The organism is Micromonospora sp. SD19 (genome assembly GCF_054462275.1).
In genome coordinates this window covers 17,007-42,056 of the sequence record NZ_JBTLMN010000013.1, presented here as the reverse complement: position 1 = coordinate 42,056, position 25,050 = coordinate 17,007, and the positions used below count along the sequence as shown (strand labels likewise).

At 69.2% G+C, this 25,050-nt stretch carries 17 protein-coding genes, 1 tRNA gene and 1 pseudogene; 9 read left to right on the top strand and 10 right to left on the bottom strand.

Going from position 1 to position 25,050, the window contains the following annotated elements:
* Positions 1-7 precede the first annotated feature (7 nt).
* The 5 genes from ACX27O_RS29995 to ACX27O_RS29975 all read right to left on the bottom strand — a co-directional run bounded on the left by ACX27O_RS29995 (position 8) and on the right by ACX27O_RS29975 (position 10,056).
* On the bottom strand, positions 8-2,290 hold the full coding sequence (locus tag ACX27O_RS29995) for a transglutaminaseTgpA domain-containing protein (RefSeq protein ID WP_458940450.1): 2,283 nt from the start codon (positions 2,288-2,290) through the stop codon (positions 8-10).
* Positions 2,284-3,456: a DUF58 domain-containing protein gene (locus ACX27O_RS29990; protein WP_458940449.1), complete on the bottom strand. Its 1,173-nt coding sequence runs from the start codon at positions 3,454-3,456 to the stop codon at positions 2,284-2,286. Before ACX27O_RS29990 ends, ACX27O_RS29995 begins: the two co-directional genes overlap by 7 nt.
* 14 nt (positions 3,457-3,470) lie before the next feature.
* Complete coding sequence (locus tag ACX27O_RS29985; RefSeq protein WP_030328647.1) at positions 3,471-4,466, bottom strand: AAA family ATPase; 996 nt, start codon at positions 4,464-4,466, stop codon at positions 3,471-3,473.
* A 27-nt stretch (positions 4,467-4,493) separates the two neighbouring features.
* A complete protein-coding gene (locus ACX27O_RS29980) occupies positions 4,494-7,118 on the bottom strand; it encodes a fibronectin type III domain-containing protein (protein WP_458940448.1) in 2,625 nt (874 codons plus the stop codon).
* Positions 7,119-7,293: 175 nt separating this feature from the next.
* Positions 7,294-10,056 carry a fibronectin type III domain-containing protein gene (locus ACX27O_RS29975; protein WP_458940447.1) on the bottom strand — a complete coding sequence of 921 codons (2,763 nt, stop codon included), beginning with the start codon at positions 10,054-10,056 and terminating at the stop codon, positions 7,294-7,296.
* Positions 10,057-10,287: 231 nt separating this feature from the next.
* Here ACX27O_RS29975 and ACX27O_RS29970 point away from each other — a divergent pair.
* From ACX27O_RS29970 to ACX27O_RS29955, 4 genes and pseudogenes are all read left to right on the top strand, one after another.
* Positions 10,288-10,371: transfer RNA gene (locus ACX27O_RS29970), tRNA-Leu, on the top strand.
* A 220-nt stretch (positions 10,372-10,591) separates the two neighbouring features.
* Positions 10,592-10,984 (top strand): AbrB/MazE/SpoVT family DNA-binding domain-containing protein, encoded by a 393-nt coding sequence (locus tag ACX27O_RS29965; protein WP_458940446.1) that lies wholly within the window; start codon positions 10,592-10,594, stop codon positions 10,982-10,984.
* Positions 10,977-11,996, top strand: a complete 1,020-nt coding sequence (locus ACX27O_RS29960; RefSeq protein WP_167362459.1) for a tyrosine-type recombinase/integrase — start codon at positions 10,977-10,979, stop codon at positions 11,994-11,996. Before ACX27O_RS29965 ends, ACX27O_RS29960 begins: the two co-directional genes overlap by 8 nt.
* Positions 11,997-12,633: 637 nt before the next feature.
* A pseudogene (locus tag ACX27O_RS29955) lies at positions 12,634-12,822 on the top strand (hypothetical protein).
* Positions 12,823-12,947: 125 nt separating this feature from the next.
* On the opposite strand, the gene ACX27O_RS29950 reads toward ACX27O_RS29955, so the two are convergent.
* From ACX27O_RS29950 to ACX27O_RS29940, 3 genes are all read right to left on the bottom strand, one after another.
* Entirely contained in the window at positions 12,948-14,969 is a 2,022-nt protein-coding gene (locus tag ACX27O_RS29950; protein WP_091404181.1) for a hypothetical protein, read from the bottom strand.
* Between the two features lie 65 nt (positions 14,970-15,034).
* Positions 15,035-16,954: a hypothetical protein gene (locus ACX27O_RS29945; RefSeq protein ID WP_091404183.1), complete on the bottom strand. Its 1,920-nt coding sequence runs from the start codon at positions 16,952-16,954 to the stop codon at positions 15,035-15,037.
* An 86-nt stretch (positions 16,955-17,040) separates the two neighbouring features.
* Positions 17,041-17,730: a hypothetical protein gene (locus ACX27O_RS29940; RefSeq protein ID WP_244166376.1), complete on the bottom strand. Its 690-nt coding sequence runs from the start codon at positions 17,728-17,730 to the stop codon at positions 17,041-17,043.
* 581 nt (positions 17,731-18,311) lie between these two features.
* On the opposite strand from ACX27O_RS29940, the gene ACX27O_RS29935 reads away from it, so the two are divergent.
* From ACX27O_RS29935 to ACX27O_RS29920, 4 genes are all read left to right on the top strand, one after another.
* On the top strand, positions 18,312-18,935 hold the full coding sequence (locus tag ACX27O_RS29935) for an HhH-GDP family DNA glycosylase (protein WP_091404188.1): 624 nt from the start codon (positions 18,312-18,314) through the stop codon (positions 18,933-18,935).
* A gap of 87 nt (positions 18,936-19,022) precedes the next feature.
* A complete protein-coding gene (locus tag ACX27O_RS29930) occupies positions 19,023-19,835 on the top strand; it encodes an HNH endonuclease (protein ID WP_167362460.1) in 813 nt (270 codons plus the stop codon).
* 980 nt (positions 19,836-20,815) lie between these two features.
* A complete protein-coding gene (locus tag ACX27O_RS29925) occupies positions 20,816-20,965 on the top strand; it encodes a hypothetical protein (protein WP_167362461.1) in 150 nt (49 codons plus the stop codon).
* 647 nt (positions 20,966-21,612) lie between these two features.
* On the top strand, positions 21,613-21,885 hold the full coding sequence (locus tag ACX27O_RS29920) for a hypothetical protein (protein WP_091404195.1): 273 nt from the start codon (positions 21,613-21,615) through the stop codon (positions 21,883-21,885).
* A 54-nt stretch (positions 21,886-21,939) separates the two neighbouring features.
* On the opposite strand, the gene lexA is transcribed toward ACX27O_RS29920, so the two are convergent.
* Both lexA and ACX27O_RS29910 read right to left on the bottom strand, forming a co-directional pair.
* Positions 21,940-22,590 carry a transcriptional repressor LexA gene (gene lexA / locus ACX27O_RS29915; RefSeq protein WP_091404200.1) on the bottom strand — a complete coding sequence of 217 codons (651 nt, stop codon included), beginning with the start codon at positions 22,588-22,590 and terminating at the stop codon, positions 21,940-21,942.
* Positions 22,591-23,027: 437 nt separating this feature from the next.
* Positions 23,028-23,648, bottom strand: a complete 621-nt coding sequence (locus ACX27O_RS29910) for a hypothetical protein (RefSeq protein ID WP_091404203.1) — start codon at positions 23,646-23,648, stop codon at positions 23,028-23,030.
* 123 nt (positions 23,649-23,771) lie between these two features.
* Between ACX27O_RS29910 and ACX27O_RS29905 the strand changes: the two genes are divergently transcribed.
* Positions 23,772-24,842 carry a carboxymuconolactone decarboxylase family protein gene (locus ACX27O_RS29905; RefSeq protein ID WP_458940445.1) on the top strand — a complete coding sequence of 357 codons (1,071 nt, stop codon included), beginning with the start codon at positions 23,772-23,774 and terminating at the stop codon, positions 24,840-24,842.
* Positions 24,843-25,050 lie beyond the last annotated feature (208 nt).

Sequence of the window (25,050 nt, the reverse complement as noted above, 5' to 3'; positions counted from 1 at the left end):
TTTTCGATCACCGGGGGGAGCGGCGGGCGCGGCGGAGCGGGGCGGGATGCACCGACCACAGCAGACGGCGCCACCAGGGGCGCGCCGAGCGCAGGGTGGTCACGTACGCGGTGGCGACCTCGGCGGCCCGGGCGGCCTGATCCGCTGTTGCGGCACCCGGTGCGAAACCCACCCGGTTGAGCAGGGCCGCCAGCTCGTCGACGGCCGGCCCGTCGGCGCCGTCGCTGCCCGCCCCGGTGTCGGTGAGCGCCTGACGGGCGTGCCCGGCGACCTCGGTCGCGGCCAGGTCGTCGCCGACCGGCCTCCCGGCCAGCCGGAGCGCGTCGGTGACCTCCCGCCAGGCGCCGGCGATGCGCTGACCGGGGTCGCCCCGCACGAGCCGACCGCGGGTGAGGGAGCGGCGCATCGCCAACAGGGTGAGCAGGAACGCCCCCACCACCAGCAACAGACCACCGCTGCCGGCGGCGACCAGCACCGGCGTGGAGACCCCGTCGCGGCCGGACGGGACATCGGCGGCGGTCACCGGTTCCGGTGAGGCGCTCGGCTCCGCGGTCGGCGCGGGCGCCTCCGACGGCGGCGGGTCCTCCGGCGTCGGGCGGAAATCCTCCTCCACCGGCCTCGGCTCGTCGTTCGGGCGGGGCAGCGGGTCGAACGACACCCAGCCCAACCCGTCGAAGAGCACCTCCGGCCAGGCGTACGCGTCACCGGCCAGCACCGGCCCCTGCCCGCTGGTCCGGAAACCCACCACCACCCGAGTAGGCAGCCCGGAAAGCCGGCCGAGGACCGCGAACGCCGCCGCGAACTGCTCCGAGGTGCCCTCCTGCCCGCCGCCGTTGCGCGGCCCGAACAGGAAGAAACCCAGATTCGGGTACGCGTGCCCGCTCGGCGCGTCCGCCACCACCCGGTAGTGCTCGGCCAGGAACTGCTCGATCGCCGACGCCCGCGCGAACGGCGCGCCGTTCTCCTCAGCCAGCTGCCCGGCCAGCCGGCGCATCGGGTCCGGCACCCCGTCCGCCACCCGCAGCACCCGGGCCACCTCACCACCGGCGGGCACGTTCGCGGTAGCCAACAGGTTCAGGTCCGGGCGCTCCTCGGCGGAGGTCACCGTGTACCGCAGCCCCGGCGCCAGCCCCTCCGGCCGGATCAGCGTCCCGCTCGCCGGGTCGTACGCCACCCGCGCCCCGCTGACCTCCCGGGGCGTCGCCACGGCCGGCAGCAACCGGCCGGTCAGCTCGGCCACGCTGATCCGCTGCCGGACCGTGCGCACCGTGCTGTCGCGGGCGGCGGTCGCGGCCGGCAGGATCCGGCCGGCGTTGCGGTACGTCGCGCCGACGCGCCAGGTCACCCCGTCGTAGTCACTGAGCACCGCCAAGCGGATCCGCACACCGGGCGAGGTGTCCGCCGCCGGGTCGGTGTCGGGCGGCGCGTCAGGGCGTTCCGTGCTCACGTCGAGGAGCTTCTGCTCCGGGTGCAGCGCCCAGCCGGAGATCCGGATCAACGGGTTCTCGTCGAGCGTCTGCACCTGCGGCGGCTCCACGTACCGGCGCGGGTCCACCGGCCGACCGTCGACCTGCCCGGCGACGACCGGGCCGAGCAGCGCCACCGACCCGACCACCAGAGCCACCCCGAGCGCCGCGCTGGCGGCCAGCCGCAACCGCACCGCCGCCCGCACCCGGGGGGTCAGGTCGGCGGTCGGATCGCCGCCCGACGCCGCCGCCCGGCTCGGGGTCGCCAGGCCCACCGCCGCGACCGCGACGAACGCCACCGTCGACCCCACCGCCGGTTCGGCGTTCGGGCCCACCACGTACAGGGCGGCGGCGTAGAGCCCCGCCGCCGGCAGATAACCCAGCAGCACCCTGCCCGTGCGCAGCGCCACCTCCGCGCCGGCCAACCCGGCCAGCCAAGCGGCCACGACGGGAACCAGCACCGTGTCCGGTGTGGGCTCCACCGGGATCATCGCGGTGAGCAGCCGGGGAATGCCGTTGCGGGCGGCGTCCGCGGTGACCTCCAGCAGGCCGCCCGGCACGTCAGCGCGGGTGGCGGCCAGCCGCAGCGACCACAGTGTCCAACCGGCCATCGCGGCCACCGACACCGGCGCCACCAGCCAGGACGGCAGCCGCCGCGCGGCCACACTGACCAGCACCGAACCCGCCGCCGCGCCGACGACCAGCCAGGTCAGCAGGCCACCGGCGTACACCCGACCGAGCACCACCCCGGCGAGCGCGGTCAGCCCGATCAGCGCCAGCGGCAGAACCGCCGCCCGCAGCACCCGCGCGGCACCCGTCACCACCGGCGTACCCCGTCCCACTCGGCGGCGAACTGCGCGCCGTCCGCCGCATCGACGACCACCAGGCCGGCGGTGCCCGGCGGCGTCGGCTCGGCCGCGCCGAACACCCCGACCACCACCGACGGGTACGCCCCCCGCAGCGCCCCGACGTGCCCCAACTCCTCCCGGCCACCCGGCCCGGTCAGGAAGATCAGCGTGTCGCCCAGCCGGTCCTGCCGCAGCCGGGTGGTGGCCGCGCGCACCGCCGCACCATCGCCGGACAGCTCGGCGGCGGCCAGCCGGTCCAGCGGCCCGAGCGCGCCGTCGCCCTCGCCGTCGGGCGTCGTGACCTGCGCCGGCTCCCCGGCGGCCAGCAGCAACAGCACCGGCAGGTCGGCGCGGTGCGCGGCGGTCACGATCGACGCCGCCGCCTCACACGCCGACTCGAACGACTCCGCCACCCCACCGACCCGCCCCGGATGCGCAGCCACACGGTTGTCCAGCAGGACGACCAGGCGCGGCAGACTCGTGTCCACGTTCTCCCGCACCATCAGCTCACCCACCCGGGCGCTGGTACGCCAGTGCACCCGGCGCAGCTCGTCACCGACCACGTACTCCCGCAACGAGTCGAACGTGATCGACCCGTGCGGGACCCCGTCCACCCGACCGTCGAGGCTGCGCCCCGCGCCGGTGGGCACCGCCGCCAGCGGATGAACCCGGGGGTGCACCCAGACCGGCACCGTCGCACCGTACGGGCGGGCCAGCGCCACCAACCCCAGCGGGTCGCGCCGGGTCACCCGCAACGGGCCGACCGGCACCACCCCACGACGGTCGGTCGGCACGTCGTAGCGGACCTCGGTGTCCCGGCCGGGCCGTAGCCGCAACACCGGCACCGGCACGGTCCGCTCCCCGCACCGGTCCTCGGCCAGCAGGTTCGCCGATCGCAGGCGGCCGGTGTTGCGCACGGTCAACGTCATGCTCGCCGGCTCGCCACGGGCCACCCGGTCCGGGTCCGCACGGCGGGTCACCGCCAGCCGGGGCCGCCACGCCGCGACCAGCGCGGCGTAGCCCACGGCCGCTCCGGCCGCCGCGCCGAGCAACGTCAACTCGGGGTACGCGAACCGGAAACCCGCCCCCAGCAGCACCACGGCGGCGACGAGCAGCCCGACCCCACGGGCGGTGATCCCCATCGCGCTGCTGCCGGTCAGCCCTGCACCGGAGCGGGTTGCCCCGACGGCAGCGGCACCGGCACCGAGGCCACGGCCTGGCGCAGCACCTCCGCGGCGGTCATCCCGCGCACCTGGGCGTCCGGGGTGAGCAACAGCCGGTGCGCGAACACCGCCTCGGCGAGCGCCTTGAGGTCCTCCGGCATGATCCAGCCCCGCCCGTCGATCAACGCGTACGCGCACGCCGCCCGGGTCAACGCGATCACGCCCCGAGGGCTGACCCCGACGCGCACCTGCGGGTGGGTGCGGGTGGCGGCGGCCAGCCGGACCGCGTACGCGTAGAGCGGCTCGGCGATGTGCACCCGACGGGCCATCCGCACCATCTCGCCGACGGTGGCGGTGTCGGTGACCGGGGCGAGCGCCTCCGGGGACCGCACGGTAGCCCCGCGCAGCACCTCGACCTCGACCGCCTCGTCCGGGTACCCCACGGAGAGCTTCACCAGGAAACGGTCCAGTTGCGCCTCGGGCAGCCGATAGGTGCCGTCCATCTCCACCGGGTTCTGCGTGGCCACCACCAGGAACGGCGACGGCACCGGGTGCCGGACCCCGTCCACAGTGACAGTCCGTTCCTCCATCACCTCCAGCAGCGCCGACTGCGTCTTCGGCGACGCCCGGTTGATCTCGTCGGCGATGACGATGTTGGCGAAGACCGGCCCCGGGTGGAACTCGAAGTCCCGGGTCGCCTGGTTGAAGATCGTCACGCCGGACACGTCCGAGGGGAGCAGGTCGGGGGTGAACTGGATGCGCCGCCACTCACCCTTCACGGTGGCGGCGATGGCCCGCGCCAGGGTCGTCTTACCGACCCCGGGCACGTCCTCCAGCAGCACGTGACCCTGGGCGAACAAAGCGGTCAGCGCCAGCCGCACCACCTGCGGCTTGCCGAGCACCACCGCGTTGACGTTCTCGGCCAGCCGGGCGGCCAGGGCGGCGAAACCCTGCACCTCCGGTTGGGTGAGCGGCTCGTGGGTGTTCACGGTCGGTGGTGCTCCTCGCCTGGTGGTTCAGCAGGTGGGCAGGACGTTGATGGTGTCGCCGCCCTCCAGGTTGAGCCAGGCCCACGGGATGTAGTTCTTCCCCTTGAACTCGACCTGCACCCACCAGTTGCTCTGCTTCTGGTTGTTGTAGATCCACGAGTCGACGTTCTCGCCCGACTTCTTGCAGTACGCCTTCAACCGGGTGCCGGGTTTCGCCCAGCCGGCCTGCTGGTCGTTGTCCTGCCGGGTGACCTTGAAGACCTCGTTGCCGTTGCGGCCGTCGACCTCCTTGTCGCAGTAGGTCCGCTGGTCACCGTCCGGCCCGTTGTTGCAGGTAGCGATTCCGTACAGCGGCTGCGTGTTCTGGGCCTTCTGCGCCGTGCCCTTACCGGCGGCGTTGGTGGCCGTCACCGTGAACGTGTACTTCGTGCCCGGCGTCAGGCCCGCCATCGTGATGCTGGAGCAGGCCCCGGCCTTCGCCGGCTCGCCCGCCGTGCTCAGCGAGCAGGTGGCCTGACCGCCGCCCGCGTCCACTGTGAACGTCACAGTCGCCCCGGTGGCGGTCGACGACGAGCCGGTCACCGTGACCCGAGGCTCGGCCACCGTCCGGGCGGTGGCGGTGGCCTCCGGCCCCGGCCCGGCCTGGTTGACCGCCTTCACCTTCACTGTGACGTTCTGGCCGTTGCCCAGCCCGGTCACCGTGGTGCGGGTGTCGGTCACCTCACTGACCCGCCCACCGACGTCCACCAGGTACTTCGTCACCGGCCGACCGTTGGCTTCGGCCGGCGCCCACTGCACCGTCACCGCACCCGGCTGGTTGGCGACAGTGCCGGCGCGCAGGTTGAGCGGCCGACCGGGCGCGGCGAAGGGCACCACCGTGTTGCTGACCGGGGACGCCGCCGACCCGGCGCCCTTGCTGTTGACCGCCACCACTGTGAACGCGTACTGGGTGCCGTACTCCAGCTCACCGGCGGGCACCACCAGCTCCGTCCTGGTCGACTCGCCAGCCGGCGCGTTCGCCCCCGCCGAACTGGCCGTCACCGCGTACCTCGCGATGGTGTTGCCCTGCCCGTTCGCCGCCGGCCACTTCACCAGCACCGTGCCGTCGGGCCGTTCCTGCGCGGTGACGCTCGCCGGCGGGTCGGGGACCGCGGCGGTCGGCGTCACCGGGTTGCTGTTGCGCGCCGGGCCGTCGCCCTTCGCGTTGACGGCGTGCACCGCGAACCGGTACGTCTCGCCGTTGGTCAGACCCTTGACCTCCACCGCCCGCTGGTTGGCGCCCACCTGCAGGCGTTGGCCGGCGCCCTCCACCACGTACTTGATGATCTCGGCGCCGTTGGCGGCGGCCGGCCGCCAACTCACCCGCGCCTGGGCGTTACCGGCGGCGGCCGTGACGCTGCGCGGCGCACTCGGCTTGCCCACCCGCGGCTTCTTCGGTGGGGGCGGCGGCGGTGGGACCGGCGGCGGGTCGCCGCCGAGCACATCGTTGGCGTACTTGTTGACCTCGCGCACCTGGTGCTTGTCGTCCACCACCCGGGCGGTCGCCGAGTCGGGGGAGTTGATGAACAGGTGATTCTCCCGGACCTCCAGCTCCAGCGGCCCGTTGGCCCGCCCCCGGATGGTCTCGACCAGCTGCCCCGCCGCGTCGAAGGAGTAGATCATGCCGGTGGCCTCGTCGGCGCAGTAGAACCGGTCCGCCCAGGCCACCGCCGGGCTGAGCCGACCCCCCTCACCCGGCACTGTGAACGCGCTCTCCTGCCCACCGTCACCCACCAGCAGCACCCGCCGGTCGGCGGTCACCGTGACCGGCACCCGTGAACCGCTGGTACGCGCGGGAAGCGCCGCCGGGCCGGACAGCGTCAGCGGCGTCGGGTGCACCTCACCGTGCTGCACCCGCACCAGCGTGCCGGCCGTCCGGTCGAGCACCGCCACCCCGTCGTCCAGGGTGGAGACCACCAGCTCGTGGCTGGCGTCGGCGACGTCGTACGACTCGACCCGCTGCGGGCTGAGCCCGGTGCCCGCCGGCGCGGCCGACGCCGGCGCGGACGGCAGCTTGGCAGCGGTGATCGCCGAGACGGTGCCCTCGCTGGGCACCGCGATCCAGAGCCGACCCGCACCGTCGAAGGTGCCGCCGGCGATGCCCGGCGGATAGCGCACCGGCTCACCGACCGGGGTCAACGATCGCGGGTCGAGCTGCCGGACGATGCCCTGCACGGCATCGACGACGAACGCCGCGTCCTCGTGCAGGGCCACACTCACCCCCAGGCCAGGAGTGGTCCGGGTGGTCGCGCTGAGCTGGAGGGTGGCCAGATCCAGTGAGCTGACCTGCCCCGTCTGCAGGTCACGCAGGATCAGCAGCCGGTCGGTCTGGGTGATCTGCATCGGATGTTGCCGGGCACCGGGGATCTCGGTGCGGGTGTCCACCCGGGCGGTGACCCCGTTGACCCGGGCCAGCTCGCTGCGCGCCGCACTCCACAACCAGGAGCTCGCGTCGTAGTTGGCCACCGCGTTGTCCGCCGCGCCCAACCCGAGGACTGTCAACCCCATGGCAGCCAGCAGCGCGGCCACCGTGCCGACGGTCACCAGCCCGCCGCGCAGCCGGGACCGGGGGCGGGGGGCCTCGGTCCGTACGGCGTCGTCGATGCTGGCCACAGCCGGCTGCCTCCCGTGAGTCGTGGCAGGTGGCGTGCGCCTCGCGGCGACCCCTCCCCTGAGCCGGGTGCCATCATATGGCGCTGGTGGTGGCGGGGGAACCCGCACTGTCACCCCTGTGGATACCGAGCGTGTGCGTTGTGGACGTCCAGCTCAGCCGGGTTCCGCGCTCGATTCAGCGCGGCGACGGTCGGCCGGAGGGCGACCCGGTCGGCGTGGTTCGGCGCTCCCGCGTCGTGCAGACCTGCCCGGAAGTCGCAAAGCTGTCAGTGGAGTAGACCGCCAACACGGTGAAACAGTGATCCACCCGGGAGTTCAGCCCGTTGACCGTGTAGCTGGTCCGGCCCGGGTCCACGGTGGCGATCACCCCCAACGCCTGCCCGGCCCGACCGGCGGCGACCATGAACGGCACCGCACCACCGGTCGGGTCCGTCCAGGTCAACGTGATCGTGGTCGAATCGTCCCGCAGCTTCAGGTCTCCCGGCGCCGGCCCGGCCGCCGTCGGCGCCTGCGTCGCCGCCGTCGTCGGGGTCGCGGCCGGCGGCGGGTCGTCACGGGTCAGCACCACCGCGCCCAGACCCGCCACCGCCACGACGGCCACCCCGGCCGCCACCACCGCACCGATCAGCGCCGCCCGGTTGCGGCCCGTCGACCCACCATCATCGGCGTACGCCGGAGGGTGGTACTGCTGACCCGGGTACGGCGCCTGGTACTGGTCCTGGATCGGGTACGGCGCCTGGGCCGGCTGATGGTGGTACTGCTGCACCGGTGGCGGCGCGGCCGGCGGCCTCGGGCCGGCGCTCGGTGACCAGGCCGGCTGTGCGACAGGGCTTGCCTGAGCGATGCTCGGGTCTGCTGGGGAGGCTCCGGTGACGTTCGTCGGCCCGGCGGTGAGCTTCGTCTGCGCGGCCAGCGGGGCGGGCGGGGCGGCTTCGGGCCAGCCCGGACTGGGCGGCCCGCCGGGCGACGGGAACACCACGGTCTGGTCGGACAGCGCACCCCCGGTCTGCCGGCTCGACGCCGCCGGGGCGTCGAGGATGCCCAGCCCGGGGTCACCGTCCGCACCGGTGCCACCCGCGTCCATCATGGTCTGTCCGGCCGCCGTGCCCGGTCCGGCCGCCGTCCCCTGTGCGGCGGTCGCGGGCTGTCCGGCGGCCATGGCCTGTCCGACGGTCATGCCCCGTGCGGCGGTCGTGGCCTGTGCGGCGGTCGCGGGCTGATTGCGCGTCGCGGGCGGGTCGGTGGGGTCGGCAGCGGGAGTCGGCAGAGGCTGCGGTGGGGCGCTGCTGCTCCAGGGCGGTGCGGTCAACCCCCAGGGCGGCACGGGTGGCGCGCTCACCGGAGGCGCGGAGACGGGTGGCCCGTAAGGCGGCCCGGAGACAGGCTGCCCGAACCCGGGTTGCCCGTAACCGGGGGGTGCGGAGACCGGGTAGGTGTGTCCGGGTGGTGCGGAGACGGGTTGGCCGTAGCCGGGGGGTGCGGAGACCGGGTAGGTGTGTCCGGGTGGTGCGGAGACGGGCTGGTCGTAGCCGGGGGGTGCGGAGACCGGGTATGGGTGGGCCGGCGGCGCGGAGACCGGGTGCGGCTGGCTGGGTGGCGCGGAGATCGGATGCGGGGTCACCGGGGGTGCGCTGACAGGCTGGGTAGGTGGTCCGCTCGGCGGGTAGGCCGGCCCCGGATGGTCGACGGCCGGGGCGGCCCTACCCGGCAGCGTCGCCTCGGTGTCGGACACCTTGTGCGAATCGCCCGGTGCGGTTCGCCCGGCGGCGACTCGGGCGGCCTCCTCGGCGAGCAGCGGTTCGATCTGCCGTACCTGGATCGTGGGGTTGTCCCAGCGAGGTGCCGGCACCGCCGGTGCGGCGGGCGGCGGTGGTGGCGCGTCGGCCACCGGCGGAGTCGCCTGGTCACCCACCCGCTGACGTGGTGCCACGGTTGGCCCGGCTGGCGGTCCGTGTGGTGGTCGCTGCCCGGCCGGCGCTGTCGGCGGGCCCTCAGCCCTGGGCCGGGGCGTCGGGTCGACCGTTGACCGGGACGGTGCGGACGGATACTTCTCGGCGCGTTGAACCGGAGGTGGCGCATTCGTGGGGGACTGCCCGCTGGAGCGTGAGCCAAGCGACATCGCGGTCGCTGGCTGTTGCTCGTCAGCGGGTGGAATTGGCGTCGCCGCAGGTCTGGGTGCGGCCGTCGGCGGGCCGGGCTGCGTCGGCCGGGTCGAGGAGGCTGCCGGCTGAACGGGCATCGCCCGAGGCGCTGGGACGGCGTTGCGGGGCGACGAGGGTGCGGCGGGTGCGCGTACCGCCGAAGGGGTTGGTGGGGGTGCAGCCGGCGGTTGCGGCGGCGCCCAGGGTGAGACGGCCGGCGGCGGACCGCCCGCCGAGGGCCGCATCGCGGCGAGGGTCGCCAGCGACAGGGTCGGGCCGGTGAGCGCCGACCGGGCACCCGGCTCGCCCGCCGGGGCGACCGGAACCGGGCCGGACGTTCGCGCGGGGTGCTGCTCGCCCGACGTCGACGCGGGCGGGCCGAGATAGTCGCGGGCCGCTCGTACCGCCGGGTGGTTCTCACCGAGCACGGCGGGCCCGGCGGTGGCCACGCGCGTGTAGTTGCGGCGGGCCTCGTGCCGGTTGCCCAACTCCTCCGCCACCTCCGCCAACTCGAAGGCGAGCGCGAGCATCAGCGGATCCGAGTGCTCCCAGCGCCGCTCGCCCGCCGCGAACGCCTCCTCCAACACCCGGCGGGCAGCCGGCGGGTCGTCCCCCTCCCGGTGCAACCGCGCCAGCAGGTGCGCGGTGTGCAGCACCTCCGGATGATCGTCACCGTACGGCGGAGGAGCGGATTCGACGGCCTCCGCGAGCAGTTGCCGGGCGGCGCTGAGGTCGCCCGCGGCGCGCAGGGCGAGGGCTCGGTGCTGGGCGGCTGCCAAGGGGGAGGGATGGGGCACGTGGCAATGCTGCCGTCAGAGGGCTGCCGGACGCTACCCGGACACGCCTCGACCGTGTGTCGCCGCGCCGTTTGAGGCGGCTTGAGCAGCGGCGGAAGCGCCGGGGGAGAGGCGCCGGAAGGCGATGTGCATGATCCACGAGCGGCGTGTACAGTAACTCCCCGTGCGGCCCGCCGTGCCGACCACCGGATGGAAAGATCATCTGGTCGGCGAGGTAGGCTGAACGTGTAGGTCCGGGTGGCGGAATGGCAGACGCGCTAGCTTGAGGTGCTAGTGCCCGTATAGGGCGTGGGGGTTCAAGTCCCCCCTCGGACACGAGTATCTTTCATTTGTGCACAGTATGACGTAGCGGTGGTCAAGTATGCTTGACCACCGCCGAAGCTCCTACGACACAGGCGCCGGCGCTGCCCCTCGTGACAGGCCTCCCGGAGCGAGAGCTGCGACAACACACGCCAGCTCATCTGTCATCCCCGCTGTTGCCCTGCCCGGTCAGCAGACCAGCGCACGTGGTGCTCCTGGTACTCCTGCCGCAGCGATGAGACGACCGCCGCTACCCCTTCCAACCCTCGCCGCCACCCGCAGTCGCCTGGCTGTCTACGGACTGGTCACGCTGAATGCGCACGGCCGGATCGCTGATCGGTCGGCGATGAAGGTGCTTCAGTGGGCGCCCGGACTGCGATTGAGCATCAGGGAGCGCCATGGGCTGATTGTGGTTTCCGCGGATCAACAGGGCGTCTTCAAGGTGGCCAAGGAAGGTCATGTCCGGCTGCCGGCGGTGGTTCGCCAGTGGTGCGGCCTCGCCGCCGGTGACCGCGTACTTATCGTCGCTGAACCGGCCAGCGGACGGCTGGTAGTTCACCCGCCGGCGAAGCTCGACGAGCTGATCACCCAGGCTCACGACGCGGTGTTCGGGGGCGAGCATGAGTGATACCGCGGCGAATCGTGCTGAGTTGGACGCGGCTCGGCTGCTTCTTGCTCGGATGGGCATCTCGCCTGCTGAGCTGTTGGACGCTGCGGTGGCTCGGCCTCCGTCGCCGACCTTTGCCGAGTACGTCCCGGTGGTGGCGGCTGCGGTCACGGCGGGGACGCGGCGTGCCTACGGCTCCTATTGGAAGCGGGTGGTGGAGCACTGGGGGCATCGAAGATTGGACGAGCCCACTCCGTCGGAGATCGAGCAGTTGGCGGAGTACGTCAAGACGCACGTGGTGGCGCGGCGGAACGCCCGTGGAGGTCGAAGCGCGGCGGAGCATCTGATTGCCGCCTTGCGTTGTCTTTACAAGAGGGCAGTCGCTGATGGTTTCATCGTTGCTTCGGACAACCCTGCATTGAAGGTGGCGAAGCCGCGACGGCTGCCGAGCACGCGCAGGGCAGTGGCGGATACCCGGCTGGCCGAGATCAACGAGGTTGCAGCCAGCACGGGCGACGATCCGGCGCTCGACACGTTGCTTCTGCGGTTGCACACCGAGACGGCGTGTCGACGCGGTGGCGCGCTGGCGCTTCGTCCGGCCGATTTGGATCCGGATCAATGTCTGATCCTGCTGCGAGAGAAGGGGGACTCAAGGCGGTGGCAGCCGATTTCTCCGACGCTGATGCGGTACCTGCAACGGCATGCTGAGGAGCGGGGTGCGACGGAGGCGGGGCAACTGCTGCGCTATCGGAGTGGGCAGCCCATCACATACCGGCGTTATGACCATCTGTGGGTGCGGATCGGCGAGCACCTGCCGTGGGTTTACACACAACAGATCAGCACACACTGGTTGCGTCACACCACGCTGACCTGGGTGGAAAGGAACTTCGGCTACGGCGTCGCACGAGCCTACGCCGGTCATTCGGAGGGCGGTAGTGATGCTGGCACTACAGCCACCTACGTGCGGGCGACGATGCAGGAGATCGCCGCAGCGTTGTCGGCGCTCACAAATGAGCCGCATCCCCTGAGTTAATTGTGCGGTGGGACCTGGCCTTGCGGGGTTGGGTCCCACCGCGCCGTGCGGCGGGATTAACAGAACCTTCTTCCGCCAGCCCGCTGTGGACGGCAGCAGGTCTTTCTAGCCCGAAACATCGCCCTGAATAGGGCAGATGTTGTCAAGCGGCGGGCACTAGACGGGGCGCTGGCCGGTACACGGTAGCTGGGCCACCGACAGCTTCGCGCCGAAACCCGCCACGGGGTGCGGCGCTCTCAGCCGGGCTTGCGGCCTTGGTCAGGGCCGGTTTGACGACGCCGACACGGGCTTGCCCCATCGACTCGTCGGCACTTTATCCGTCGCCTCACGGGCTCAAATACCTTGATCGGCGCCGGCGAGCAAGTTGCCGTCGCAGGCAGTGCTCGGGTCGCGTGACCAGGTCTTCCACCAAACCGCCAGCGGTGTGGGCACGGATCCTGGTCGGGTCGGCGAGGTCACCGCTCGAGCTGCCGGACACGGCCGCGTGCAGGTGGAACAGCTTTGGCCGCAAGCCACTGACCTCCGGTCCCTGCGGCGGCACGTTCCGCTGCGGGAACCGCTTCCTCTCCACGCCGTTCGGGTCGGAGGTGATCCTGTACGCCGGGCTGAGCCCGCGCCAGTTACCTACCGTCGGGCTATGGAGGAGTTGCTGCGGGGGCAGGCCGAGGTGGTCACCGGCGATAGGGAAACCGTTGTGTAGCGGGCCTGCCTGTATGAGATCACGCCCGAGCTCGGGCGACGACACGGGCGTGACCTGCGGTTGTACCGGCATCGCCCCGACTACTGCGAACCCCACGGCCGGGGCGGCGAGGACCGGTGCGAGTAAGTCTTGCGCACGGCCCCGCCGCCACCCGCCCTCGAACATGCGTACGATCACCGCGTGCAGGCAGTGATCCGACGGTGGCGGCAGTTTCTTCTCGGCCGCAGTGCCGCTTGGATGCCAGCTCGCTGCTAGGAGGTGACCCGGGCCCGTTTGGTCAGCTCCGAGGGCGTCAGGCGGCCTATCGGCAGTACACCGATTGCGACGAAGCGCGGAGTCTCCGTAGGGCTACGCGACCGCCATGTGCTCCACACGCTGTCCTCAAGGCTGGTGTAGCCCTTGGAGTGGTCACTGTGATCGCCTAGGAGAAGGATGCAGAATGGCGGTGTAGTCGCCGTGTAGTTGACGGCTTGGGCCAGGTATTTGTTTTCGACTTTCTCCCGAGTCCACTTGTTCTCGTGCCGTTTCACCTCCACCACGAACCGCATGCCGAGTTCGGGAGTGTACGTGATGTCGGCACGCCCTGATGCGACGTCGATGACCTCCCGCTGCACACTGCCGGCTTCGAGCATTCCGGCAAGGTATTGCAGGCAGTCGTTCTGCAGATCCTCCTCAAGCCACAGCTTGCCCTTGGGGTGCGGACCGAGATACGCAGTGACACCACCCAATAAATCTGCCTGGGCGTTGAAGCGAAGGTGCAGGAACCGAAGAACGTGGTTCAGCAGGGCGCTGAAGTAGCTTCGCGCGGGTTCCTCCCACTTCGGGCTCTGCACTAGTTGTCCATGAAGCTGCGCTAGCTGAGTATCGAGCAGGAGGTCGCCGGTGAGTGCGAACCCTCTCTCGTGCTCTTCTAGGAGCCCACGCACTTTTTCCTTCAGGACCTCGTCAGTCCCATTGAGCAGCGAGCCCCAGGGCCCCTGCCCGGCCTCGGATTTTCCCGGCGGCTCCGCTGAGGACCCAGAAGCGAGCGCGTGTTGCCGCGCGGAGATTCTCTGGTCGAGTTGAAGAGCGTCGGGGTGCTGCGCCAACTGCGGGTCGTGCTTGAGGCCTTCTCTCAGGTGGTGCAGGAGTCCCATCTCTCGTATGAACGCTGCCTCAATCGGCGGGGAAATGAGTCTCTCCAGGCTGTTGTCGGCCCCCGTGACCGCGTAGACCGACCTGCTGGCTCGATAGACCTGCAGCACCCCTGCCAGGACCTTGCTTGCGTCGAGCCAACTCGGCTGCAGCAGCCAATTTCCTGCGTTGCGAAGTGTCGCCACCAGTTCGAGCCAGGATGCTTCAGTATGGCCTCTAGCCTCTAGCCAGGGAGGCTGGTGCATCCGCGCGGACCACGCGACACGCTGAGAGACGGCTTTGTCAAGATCATGTGCGAGAGAGGCGAGCCGGTCCTGCACATCGATGTCTGGCTGCTGCTCGAGTTCGGTGAACGTGAAGAGCGCTTCCAAGGCAAGTCGGTAGGCTCGAGCGTCTAGGCGTGCTTCTTCCGCATGTTCAACGGCTTGCAAAAGGATGGCCGCTGAGCGGAGCAGACGCAGAATTTCCTGCTGGTTGTCGGCGTGTAGTCCAGCCCGTAGCGTCGCCAAGGCCAGTTCGTAGCGGGCGTCGTTCCGAGTTGCCGGCGGCAGCGACTCAGCATTCTCAAGGGCTTGGAGTACCTTGATCAGGCCGGCGTCCTCGTAGTGGTCGTGCGCGATGCCGATCAGCAGTGGTAGCCGCTCGAGGGCCTCAGCAGGCTCGGTCCCGTCGATCTCCGTGAGCAGAAGCAGGAGGCGGTGGTGATTGGTGTGTTCCCCCAGCGATAGAAGCAGCAGGCCCGCAACGGCGTCGTGTGCGAACGCTGGCGCTTGTTCGCCAGCAAAGGCGTCCTCCGCGTGTCGCAACAGGGCCTTCGCGGTGATGGTGGCGTAGGAGTCGAGGAGAGCCGGCTGGCAGCACAGGAGCTCGATCGCTTCGGCGAGTACCCAGGCAGCGGAAGGAGCCATGAGTCCAGCGGATATGGCGGGCTTCAGAACCTTTCTGATGTCCTCCGCATCGTGCGTCTGGTGGGCCAATGCCTGGAGAAGGTACGGCAGCATCGGTCCTGCGGCTAGGGCTTCCGCCTCGGCCGAGACGGTCTCGCTGCCGCCGAGGTCGTCGAGGCTTGGGCCGAGCTCGAGTTGCTCCTCGGTGGCGCGCGCTGCCCACTCGGAGAGAGCGGCTTCGACGGAGCCCATCGCGTCCTCCTCGGTCAGCGGTGCGATCTTGAGGTCCTGCGTAGTCAGCTAATCATGTTTCGCCTCTAGAACATGTAGTCGCCTTTGCTGGTGATGATCCTTTCCTCGGGCAGCACGTCGCCGATGTATTCCGGTTTGGCCGTCGTCAGGATGACCTGAAGCCCGGGCAGGTCGTCGCTTAGCCGGTTCAACTCCCTGACCAGCCGCGTCGCGTCCGAGGTGGTCACCTCCTCGCTGCCAATCGCATCGATGAGCAGGAGGCCGGGATGGGCCGGCACCCCACGTTGCGTGCTGACCCGAAGCATGGCTATCACCATGGCGATCCGCACCCGTAGACGTTCCCCAGGTTGGAAGTCCGGGAATGCGGTCTTCTCGCCGCCCTTGACGGCGTTTAGGTTTCCGTTGCGCTTGACGTCAACGGAGTCGAGGTTGGGCACGCCGAAGTCGCGAGCGAGTGCGACTATCTGGCGGTCCAGTTCCGGGAACAGGTAGTCAGCGGCCTCTTTGACGACGCCCCCGAGAACCTTGATGACCGCGGCCAGGACCTGCTCAGTTGCGTCAGGCGTCGGCTCGGGCAGCGCCCCATCAGGAGATCCGGTGGCTTGCAGTTGTCCTTCCAGCCGCGCCGCACGGATTTCGAGGTCGCGCTGCGCGCGGTACGCCGTCGCGACGCGCACCTCATCCAGTCGCTGGACAGCCTCGTTGTGGCTCCGTTGGGACTCTGTCAGGATTCGCGTGCGCTCGGCAAGGTCCTCCTTAGCCTTCCCGCGCGCCTCCTGCTGTCCTGCCAGTTCCTCCTCCAGCTCGTGGATGCGCGCTTCGGCGAACTCCTCGTCCACCTGACGCATAGGCCGGGCACATACGGCACAGGACGCATCTTGGCGCTCCGCGTCGTGTCGTGCAGGCTCGATCGGTTCCTCGCAGCGTGGACAACAATCCGGGTCGAGAAGCCCAAGCACCCGACGGGCCTGCCAGGTCTCCTTGGCGTCCATCACCTGCTGCCCGGCAAGAAGACATGCTTGATCAGCCCTAACCTTCAGCTCCTCGGCGTCGGCATGGGCTAAGCGGGCTGCCCGAAGGTCATCAAGGGCGCTGTCGACGGCCGCGATCGCATCAGTGATGAGAGGGTCAGCCGCTCGGTTCGCATGCTCCAGCTGCTTGCGAACCTCGCTCAACTCGTCTTGCCACTGCTTCCGCTCGTCCTGTCGGGCCGTCCGGTCCGACTCAGCACGGTGGGCTGCTTGCCTAGCTGTCTTGTTGAGGCGCTTCTGTGCGGTGTTCAGGGAGGAAAGGATGCCGGCGTAGGGAAGGCCGATGAACAGGTCCAAGAGCTTGGCGGGCAACCATCTCAGATTCGCAATGTCCCCGAGGAGCAGCTTGTTACCACCATGATTGAGGTAACACGCGCCAAAGTAGGCCGCCCAGCCATGATTCTGTGAGGCGCCTCCGCCATCGAGTCCCCCTGTCGGATCCCAGATCGACGTATATCCGAGGCCGAGTGCTTCCATCATGAAGGTGCCGATGAGCTTCTCGATTTCGGCCTCGCCCTCGGCCTCGGCGAGCAGGTGGAGGCTGTCGTCCTCCCCGGTGACGAGTTCGTCGGCGGAGCCGGCCGAGAGGATGCTGCACGAGAGATCCCCGTACGAGCCCTGGACCAGGATCACCCGTACTGCCTGCCCGCTCACCACGACATCGACGATGATGCGGCGAACCCAGGCTCGCACGTCCGGGGCGATCTCTCGCGGAGCGCCGCGGAGCGCCCACACCAGGAACTCGAGCAGGCTCGTCTTCCCGACGAAGTTCTTTGGAAACATGATTGCCCACACGCCGGGGCCGATCGTCCGATCAATGGTGAACTCGGTGCCGTCGTTCTTGACGCCGTTGACCCTCAACCGCTGGACGTCGATTCGCCGGGTTGCCGGCACCGGGCTGGGAAGGGCTATGCCGGCTTCCGTCAGCACCGTCTCCACGTCGGCAACGTCCATAGAACATTTCGCCGCGACGCGTCTGAGGACTTCGCCCGGGCTTGGTGCGGTCCACGCTTGCGCACCAGCGCTCTCTGCTCGGGTCATCACGAAGCCTCCGTCGAACTCGTGCCCAGCGCATGCGCCTCCCGAATTTTCGTCAGACGCGCACGTACCTGGTCGGTGATTCCAGGGATGTAGGAACCTATCGGCGTGTCCGCGTAGTCGCGCTGGAGGTACTGGCGTTGCTTGATCTGGCTCCCTCCAAGCCCGTCCACCAGGTTCACCACGAGCCGAGTGCGCTCGACGTACCAGGCCAGCGCCGGAGCTTCAGCCACTAGGCCAACAGCCGTCATGCGGCCTCGGTCGAGCAGGTAGTAGTTGTGCTGGATGATCCTGGTGCCGCCACCCAAGCGGTGCCGCTTGCGAGCCAGCCCCCGCTCGACGAGAACCGCCAATGCATTGTCGAGGTGCTCGAACGCGCCGAAGCGGTGTCGCAGCATCGGGAAGCGGCGGAGGTCCGGCTCCTCCTCGGTCAGGATTCGTTCGGCCTCACCGACCAGGCCGGGAGACTCAGGGTCTCGCTCGAAGTCGTTCAGCAGCTCGTTGGCCAGGTAGTCAGGATTCCGAACCCAGAAGTCCAGCTTCTGAAGTCGAACCTGCGCACGAACGACACCCGCGGCTCCTGGTGGCGCCTCGGAGTCATCGCCAACAGGTTCCACCGCCGCGTCGAGGAGCAGCAACAGCCGCACGGCGTCCTGCCACAGGCTTGCACGTCGAACCGTCAATCCGCCCACGGGTACGAGCCAACCCGATTATGACTGCCTGTGTCCAGTAGGGAGCCCGCAGTTGAAGCGCTCGCGATACGGCGCGCGCTTGCCGCAGCGCGGGCAACGCCCACCGTCTATCGATCTTGGCCGATCACCCTAGTGCTGTGGGCTGCGACATCCGGTCCGTCCCGCGCCTACGCCGCCGGTACTTGGTCAGCTGCACTGTTCTCGGCACGATCGTACGCCGATCTGGGCGTGCCCCCTGCCGCCATGTGGGGACCAGCCACTGGAACAGGTAGGTGATCGGGTCTACCGCTAACCTGAACCACCGCGTCGCTGTCCATGGCCGCCGCGATCCGCCCGTGGCCGCAGGTCTAAGGTTTTGAGTCGGCGGAAAGGGATCACGTTGTTGGGAACGCCTGCGAAGCCTGGGACATCACCGATGAGTGAAGGTGATCGAGGACCAAGCAACGACGTCATGGTGACCATCGCCGCGAACCGGAAGTGATCCACGTCCGGTGTTCAGCGGTAGTGGCCGTTACCCGACTGGCGGTAGACGCGTGCGTACCCATCGCATCGGGGTGGCCTCGATACGCGAGGATTGTGGGATGTCTAGCCCTGCCGCCCGCCTCGTGCCGCACATCGTGGCGCTAGTTGACCACGCCCGACATGTGGATCTATCCATCGAGGCGCACCCCCACAACAGCTACGGCCACATGGGCGCCATTCTCGTCGATGCGATTCTGCAGGCTGGGATGCGATACGAGACGGTTAACGCCCGGGCGCTTCGATTTCGCTCCGACCAGCCAGGGGCCGATACAACAAGCGGTCTGTTGGCGTTCGGCGGCCCCGACCGCCTACGTGAGGTTCTCAAGTGGCCCGGCAGGAAGCCAGACCGCATCCATCGACTTGCGCTCCACCTGGCCGACCATGGCGTGAATACCGTCGATCAACTTGCGGTCTTCCTGAGTAGCCCCGAGAACGTCATTGGACTCCGTTCGGTAAACGGTGTCGGCCCGAAGACTGCAGACTACCTCTGCATCCTCGCTGGCAAGTCGACGACGGCAGTCGACGTTCACCTTCGTTCGTTTGCTGTCGAGGCCGGGGTTCCGGCTCTCTCATACGCCGATCTGCATAGCTGTTACCTGGGTGCCGCCGATCGCCTTGAAGTAGATCCTCGGGAGCTAGACCATGCGGTGTGGAGGTACGTCTCCGGCCGCGCCGTACAGTGATCGCCGTGAGGCCGCATCTGGCACCCCAAGGGGTGACGACAAGTGCAGAGGGTTAGCACCCCGATGGCAGGGAATGCAGGTCGGCCGTTGAACGAGTTCGTCTACCCAGTCAATGAGAACGACCCAGAAGAGTGGGGGTACGACGAGCCTGTACTCGACACGTTTCGAGCCGTCCGTCCAGGCGGCATCGCCGATTGGCATCTGGGCAGCAGCTTCCGCCTGATGAGAGCCGGCGACACAATCTGGGTGTACGCCGGCGTCCCCTACTCTCGGATCGTCGCACGCGGCATTGCCACTGATGATCCTCGCTGGTCAGAAGACGGCAATCACTGGCGGATCTACATCCAGTGGGATACGCAGACGACCAGGCGCCTCCTCTCCGCCTCGACGCCACCCGGGATCCTCTCCTCTTCACCGCGGACCGTACGCAGGCTCGACATGGATGAGATCAGCCGCATCCAGGACTGGCTCGATGCCTTGCAGGCACCGCGACCACAGGTACTGCCGGAGGCCCGCATACGGCGACTTCAGCAGGTACTGGACCGGCAAGGCCAACCGGCATTCCGGGCCGAGCTCATGAAGGCCTACCGTGGACGGTGCGCGATCAGCGGGTGCGAAGTCAGCCACGTGCTTCAGGCCGCGCACATCGATCCAGTCGCTCATGGCGGTCGCGACCACGTCAGCAACGGCCTACTGCTGCGCGCTGACCTGCATAACCTCTTCGACAAGATGCTCATCTGGATCGACGGCCGCAACCACGTCCGGGTAGATCCGAAGCTCAGGGATACGGAGTATGCAGAGTTCGATGGAGTCTTGCTGCGGCGGCCGATCGAATCCGCTAGTCAGCCAGACAAGGAGGCGCTCCGTCGTCACCGAGAACGGGCCCTCCACGGCGGGTAACTCCCGATCATCGGTGCGTCCGCGCCTCCACCCACCGAGTTCGGTGATGTTCATCCGATCATCGGCACGCGGCAACCGATGTTTGGGCGGCTTCGTCGATGACACCCAGGTCTACCAATACCGACGGACAGTTCATGGGTAGGCCGGAGGTCGTCAAGGACCTTGGCGAGGATGAGCCGGTTTGTCGCGCCTGGCTGCGACGCTCACTCGCCGATCTCTACGTTCAGGACGGAGCACTGCTGAGGTACCGAGTCGGTGAGTGGGGCGCTACGTTCCGTCTCGCCCTGCATCTTGGTCGTCACTCCGTTGGGTAGGACGTGGACGCCGAGTACGAGCGGCAGGTACGGACGGAGAGCGCAAGGCCCGCGATTCAGCCTTGACCATGCGACCTGACCTCATCCAGGTAGCCAGCGCACGGGCTGCGTCAGTCGGGTTGGGCTCGGCACCGAACCACTTGACGATACGGACTTCCCGACCGTGATGCGGCTACGGGTCAATGAGTAGCACGAAGTGCACCGGCCGATTTGGGACCGGCAGATCAAGGGTCGACTGATCGGCTCGCTCGACAACCCCGTCCTCCCGAACCCGATGGCCGAACCGTCCCCCTGATCGACATCATCCCGGGTGTGAACGTGATGGAGCAGCAGGTCCCGGCCGACGTCGGCGGATGGGACGATCCGCCGACGTCGGCCGGATGCTGAGCCGGCTCAACGACGACGAACGAGCCGTCGGCGCGGTGTTTGCGCAGAACCCCGACGCTCCTAAGGGGTGGCCGTGAGGGTGAGCGGCCGGGACGAACAGTTCGGCATCCGGGTACAGCGCAAGCTGAAGTGCGAGGGCGAGCGTCTCCGCCCGCCTCACCGCTGCTGGCGCAGGTGATCACCGTGGCTGACCTGTCGACCGCGTCATGCGACACCGAGGCTGCTTAGTGTGTGATCGCCTCCTCGTCGACCGCCCACTTCGCCCCGTGAAGCGCCGCCGTGGTGCTCCTGCTCGCCGTCCTGACCGGCGTGGCGGCCGGTGTTCTGACTCACCTGGCCGAGCAACTGCTGGCCGCCGCCGTCCTCGCTGGCGGCGCGGCCGCCGGTGGCGCGATGACCCTGTTCCACAACATCATTCGGCACCGGTGACCGGACACGGTCGCTTTGCCTGGCCCCGTAGCCAATTTCCGCAGGCCAGTGCGGGTGCTTCGCCAGCACGGCAGCCAGCCAGTGGTCGGATACGGGAAGTTTGTATGTGATGCAAAAACTGCTGCTAGCCTGGTTGGTGCAGGAGGCCCTCTCGGGGATCCCGCAGCCGCCTTAGGGCCCGCTCATGCGGGCCCTTCGTGCATCTGGCGGATGGCCGGGAATCAGCACCGGGAGTGGTATCGGCGGGAGTCGACCCACGACCACCGTCGTTGGTTGGCGGCCGCCTCTCAGGCATCAGGGACGGTGCCACCGGCCATCCACAGGAACAGGAATGCCACCAGGTGCTGTCCAGACCGCAACAACGACCACTGGATACAGAACGGTCGTCATGGCGGACAATACTGCCGGGGCCGGTCCCTCGTCGGGACCCGCTGGCCGATCCACCACGAGAAGGTGCACTTCTACGGCATCTACTCGGTCGACATCGACGGCGAACTCGCTCAGCTCGACACCGGCGGGTATCCCTCACACCGGGCGGCCGGGCGAGCAAGACCTGGCAACAGCCCGGTTCGGCCACGGCGGTAGGGCTTGTCCGCTGCTGCCAGCGAGCCCCCCGCAGCAGGGATCGCGTCGGGCATACTTTCTTTATGTCCTATTCGGAGCGTGATGTGACCGGCTGGTCCGATGCTGTGGCGAACTTGCACGGCAGTACCGCGCAGGACGAGGGTGACGTGCGGCGGGCCTACGAGGCGATGGCCAACGTGTGGTCGGCTTACGGCTACCAGGACGCACCGACCGAGGTCCTGAGGATGCTTATCGACGCCACTGAGGTTGGATACATGGCCGCCTTGAACGACATCCGCAGCGGCGACCTCGACGATGAGATCACGATGTGGCGCCCGGACCTGGCTGAGCAGTAAGCCCAGGCGAGCCACCGTGCTGCCGGCGGTAGGTCGTGGCGGCGATCGTCGGGATCACGGGCGGTGCAGGACGCAGATGACCTTGCCGAGGATCGTCGCGTGATCGCCGGGCAGTACCGGGTAGCGGGGGTTGCGGGGGACGAGTTCGGCGCGGCCGTCGCGGGTTCGGTACTGCTTGACGGTGGCTTCCCCGTCGAGCATTGCGGCGACGAGGTCGCCGTTGTCGGCGACCGCCTGCTGCCGTACCACGATGATGTCGCCGTCGGCGATGGCCGCTTCGATCATGGAGTCGCCTCGTACCCGTAGCGCGAACAGCGTGCCCCGGCCGACCAGCTCGGCGGGCAGGGACAGCACCTCCTCCACCAGTTCCTCGGCGAGGATCGGCGTTCCGGCGGCGATGGCTCCCAGTAGAGGCACGGCGGTTCCGCGCGGGGCTTCCGACTTCACCGGCGGGTCGTGGCCGAGCATGGGGCGGGCGTCGACCGCTCGCGGCCCGCCAGGAGCCCGTCGGATCAGGCCGTGGTGGGTGAGGGTCTTCAGGTGATGCGCCACCGAGGAGGGGGAACCGAGCCCGACGGCCGCACCGATCTCCCGCACCGTCGGCGGGTAGCCGTGCCGCTGCACCCAGCCACGGATCACGTCGAGGATCTGCCGTTGCCGGGCAGTCAACGACACCGGATCAGGTGGCACGTCAGGAGCGGTCATCCCAGGACGATATCGCGAACTTAGAACGGATGTGCTAAACGGGTGAATGGGGCACGGTCTGCGCGTGTCTTCGAGACGTGGCCGGCGCCTGGCGCATCCCGGCTTGTTTACGTGGGGCAGGGCGACCACGGGGGGGAGCCGCCCTGCCCAACGATGCCGTCACGGTAGACCTGGCCATCGGCGCAGGACAACCCCAAGGGCGGCCCCACGCCGGCGCCTGTGCGATTCGGATCAACCCCATCGGGGTTCCCCTGCGCTGGCCGTCAAGCGCCGTCACCAAGCAAACGGCCCGTCGGCGTTCAGCGTGCAGGGGAGCGCCTGATGGACCGGATGGTTCGGGTGCGGCGACCGAGGTCATAGCAAGAACGCCAGTCCGGTATCGCGGAATGCGTCGGGAGCGGTGCCGGTCGTCGCATTATCTGAAGCTGGCGGCGTGTTCACTCCGGCGGGAGGATCTTCAGGTCGGCGTTCATGCGGGTGGCGACGTCGGCGTCGAGTTGCGGGCCGTGGGCGAAGGTCCAGCCGCCGTCGCGGATGTTGGTGATGGTCTGGGTGAGAGCGCGTCGTGCGTACACGACGCTTTCGTCGCTCCAGAGCACGGCGGTGCCCTGGGCGGTGGTGTGGCTGTTGCTCACGGCTTCGCCGAGCAGGGTCAGGCAGTTGCTGGCGTCGTCGAGGACGCCGACGGCCTCCCACTTGTCGCGGCGTCCTGTTGTTAGCCGGTCGTGGTTGAGGCTGACGCATCGCACCGCTTGGGCGAGCGACGCGATGAGCCGGCCGGTGTCCTCCAGCTTGATCACCGCGGGGGAAGCGTCGGCCACTTCGCGTTTCTGCGCGTCGTCCGCCTGCTTGAGACGGGTCACGAGGTCGGCGGGGTCGACGTTAGGAAGGTGGGACCGTACGTAGGTCTCTGCGCGGATGCCGAGAGTGGCGGCGGTGGTGTTGACAAGGTCGGCGAGGATGTCCTGGGCGGTGACCGCCGAGATGTCCAGGCCTTGACGGCGGCCTTCCTCGCGCAGCCGCTCGACCGCTTCCTGGAACTTGATCGTCCGACGCACGCGTCCTCCTGTGGTGGCCCTCCATCCGCACGATAGCCGGCCGGTGCGTGGGCAACCCGGAAGCTGTCCACAGGGCGGATCTGGTCGCCGAGCCAGGTAAGGCAGGCGCGCCCGAACGGGCCTGTGTCGCGGAGCCGGATCGGACTGTCGCAGAGGGATAATGCCCCAGGTCGCCCGTCGAAGGGGTGGCGGGAGGAGCGGGTTATGCCGAAAAAGCGCACACCTCGCCAGCGTCGCGCCGCGCAGCAACGCGCACGCCTGCAGCAGCGGCAAGACGTGGCTCGGCAGGAAGAGTTCCACGAACAGCATGCCCGTCTGGTCCTCGACCGGATGGGGGACCCCCGGTTCGTGCAGCGCACCGTCGGCGCGGACGGCGCTGCCACGTTGACGTGGGACGCGGGGTCCGAGACGGGTACGGAGTTGCGTGAGGGGTTCCAGGCGCAGTTCGCGGCGTTCCGGGAGAAGTTCGGCCGCGAGCCGGGACCGAAAGATCCGGTGTTCTTCGACCCGGACGCTGACGAGCCGACCCCGTTGAGCCAGCGGAACTTCGATGACGCCGTGGACCACATGCTCAAGGCCGCCGAGGACGCGGGGGTGGACCCGGCCCCGATCCATGCCTGGCGGGAGGTCGGCTACCTCGTCACGGAGGAGAACCAGCACCTGTTCAGCGCCGCCGAGGTACAGGCCTACGCCGACGCCGTGACCCGCCATCGGGGCGACGTCGAGGATATTGACCTCGCGGCGACGGTCGAGCTCTCCGCGGACGGGCTTCGGGACCTGATCGACGAGACGATCACCAGCGGTATGGAGGAACCCGCCTGGCGGATTGGGGAAGCCCTCGACCACGCCGACGATCCCGACGCCGCCGGTCTCGCCGCCACCACCCTGACCGCCGTTCTGATGACCTGGCTGACCAGCGCGAAGGCAACCGCGACCACTGACCTCGCCGGCCCCGCGCTGGGGTGGATCCGCCAGAACCTTGACGACGAACCCGCCGATCAGGCATTCCAACTCGCGGGTCTTCTCGGTAGCCCTCTGGCACCGACGGTGACCGTCAACGAGGCACTCGACCGGCTCGGCGACGCGTTCCTTCCCGCCCTGATCTGGCTCGTCTCCGGGTTGGTCGCCACCGAGGCGAACGGCGACGTGGAATGGCTCGTCCAGTTCGACCCCGACATCGACCAAGACGACTGAGTTACCTCACCGGGCACGCGAATGCCGGCCCAGCGATGGTTCGGTTCGGGTGAGGGTCGACCGGCACTTGAGCTGCGGAGCTTCCATCCCAGCCGTATGGAAGTGGCATGTGCGGGCTCCGAGGACGGGCGGTGATGGCGGCCTCGGCCTGGTAACCGAGACGGTGACGGAGGCGGCCCGTGTGAACGGGGCGGTGAAGTCGACGAGG

Coding starts and splice junctions, on each gene's coding strand:
- ACX27O_RS29990 (WP_458940449.1), bottom strand. CDS start 3,456: ATGGGGATCACCGCCCGTGGGGTCGGGCTGCTCGTCGCCGCCGTGGTG.
- ACX27O_RS29965 (WP_458940446.1), top strand. CDS start 10,592: ATGAGACGACCGCCGCTACCCCTTCCAACCCTCGCCGCCACCCGCAGT.
- ACX27O_RS29960 (WP_167362459.1), top strand. CDS start 10,977: ATGAGTGATACCGCGGCGAATCGTGCTGAGTTGGACGCGGCTCGGCTG.
- ACX27O_RS29950 (WP_091404181.1), bottom strand. CDS start 14,969: ATGGGCTCCGTCGAAGCCGCTCTCTCCGAGTGGGCAGCGCGCGCCACC.
- ACX27O_RS29945 (WP_091404183.1), bottom strand. CDS start 16,954: ATGGACGTTGCCGACGTGGAGACGGTGCTGACGGAAGCCGGCATAGCC.
- ACX27O_RS29935 (WP_091404188.1), top strand. CDS start 18,312: ATGTCTAGCCCTGCCGCCCGCCTCGTGCCGCACATCGTGGCGCTAGTT.
- ACX27O_RS29920 (WP_091404195.1), top strand. CDS start 21,613: ATGTCCTATTCGGAGCGTGATGTGACCGGCTGGTCCGATGCTGTGGCG.
- lexA (WP_091404200.1), bottom strand. CDS start 22,590: ATGACCGCTCCTGACGTGCCACCTGATCCGGTGTCGTTGACTGCCCGG.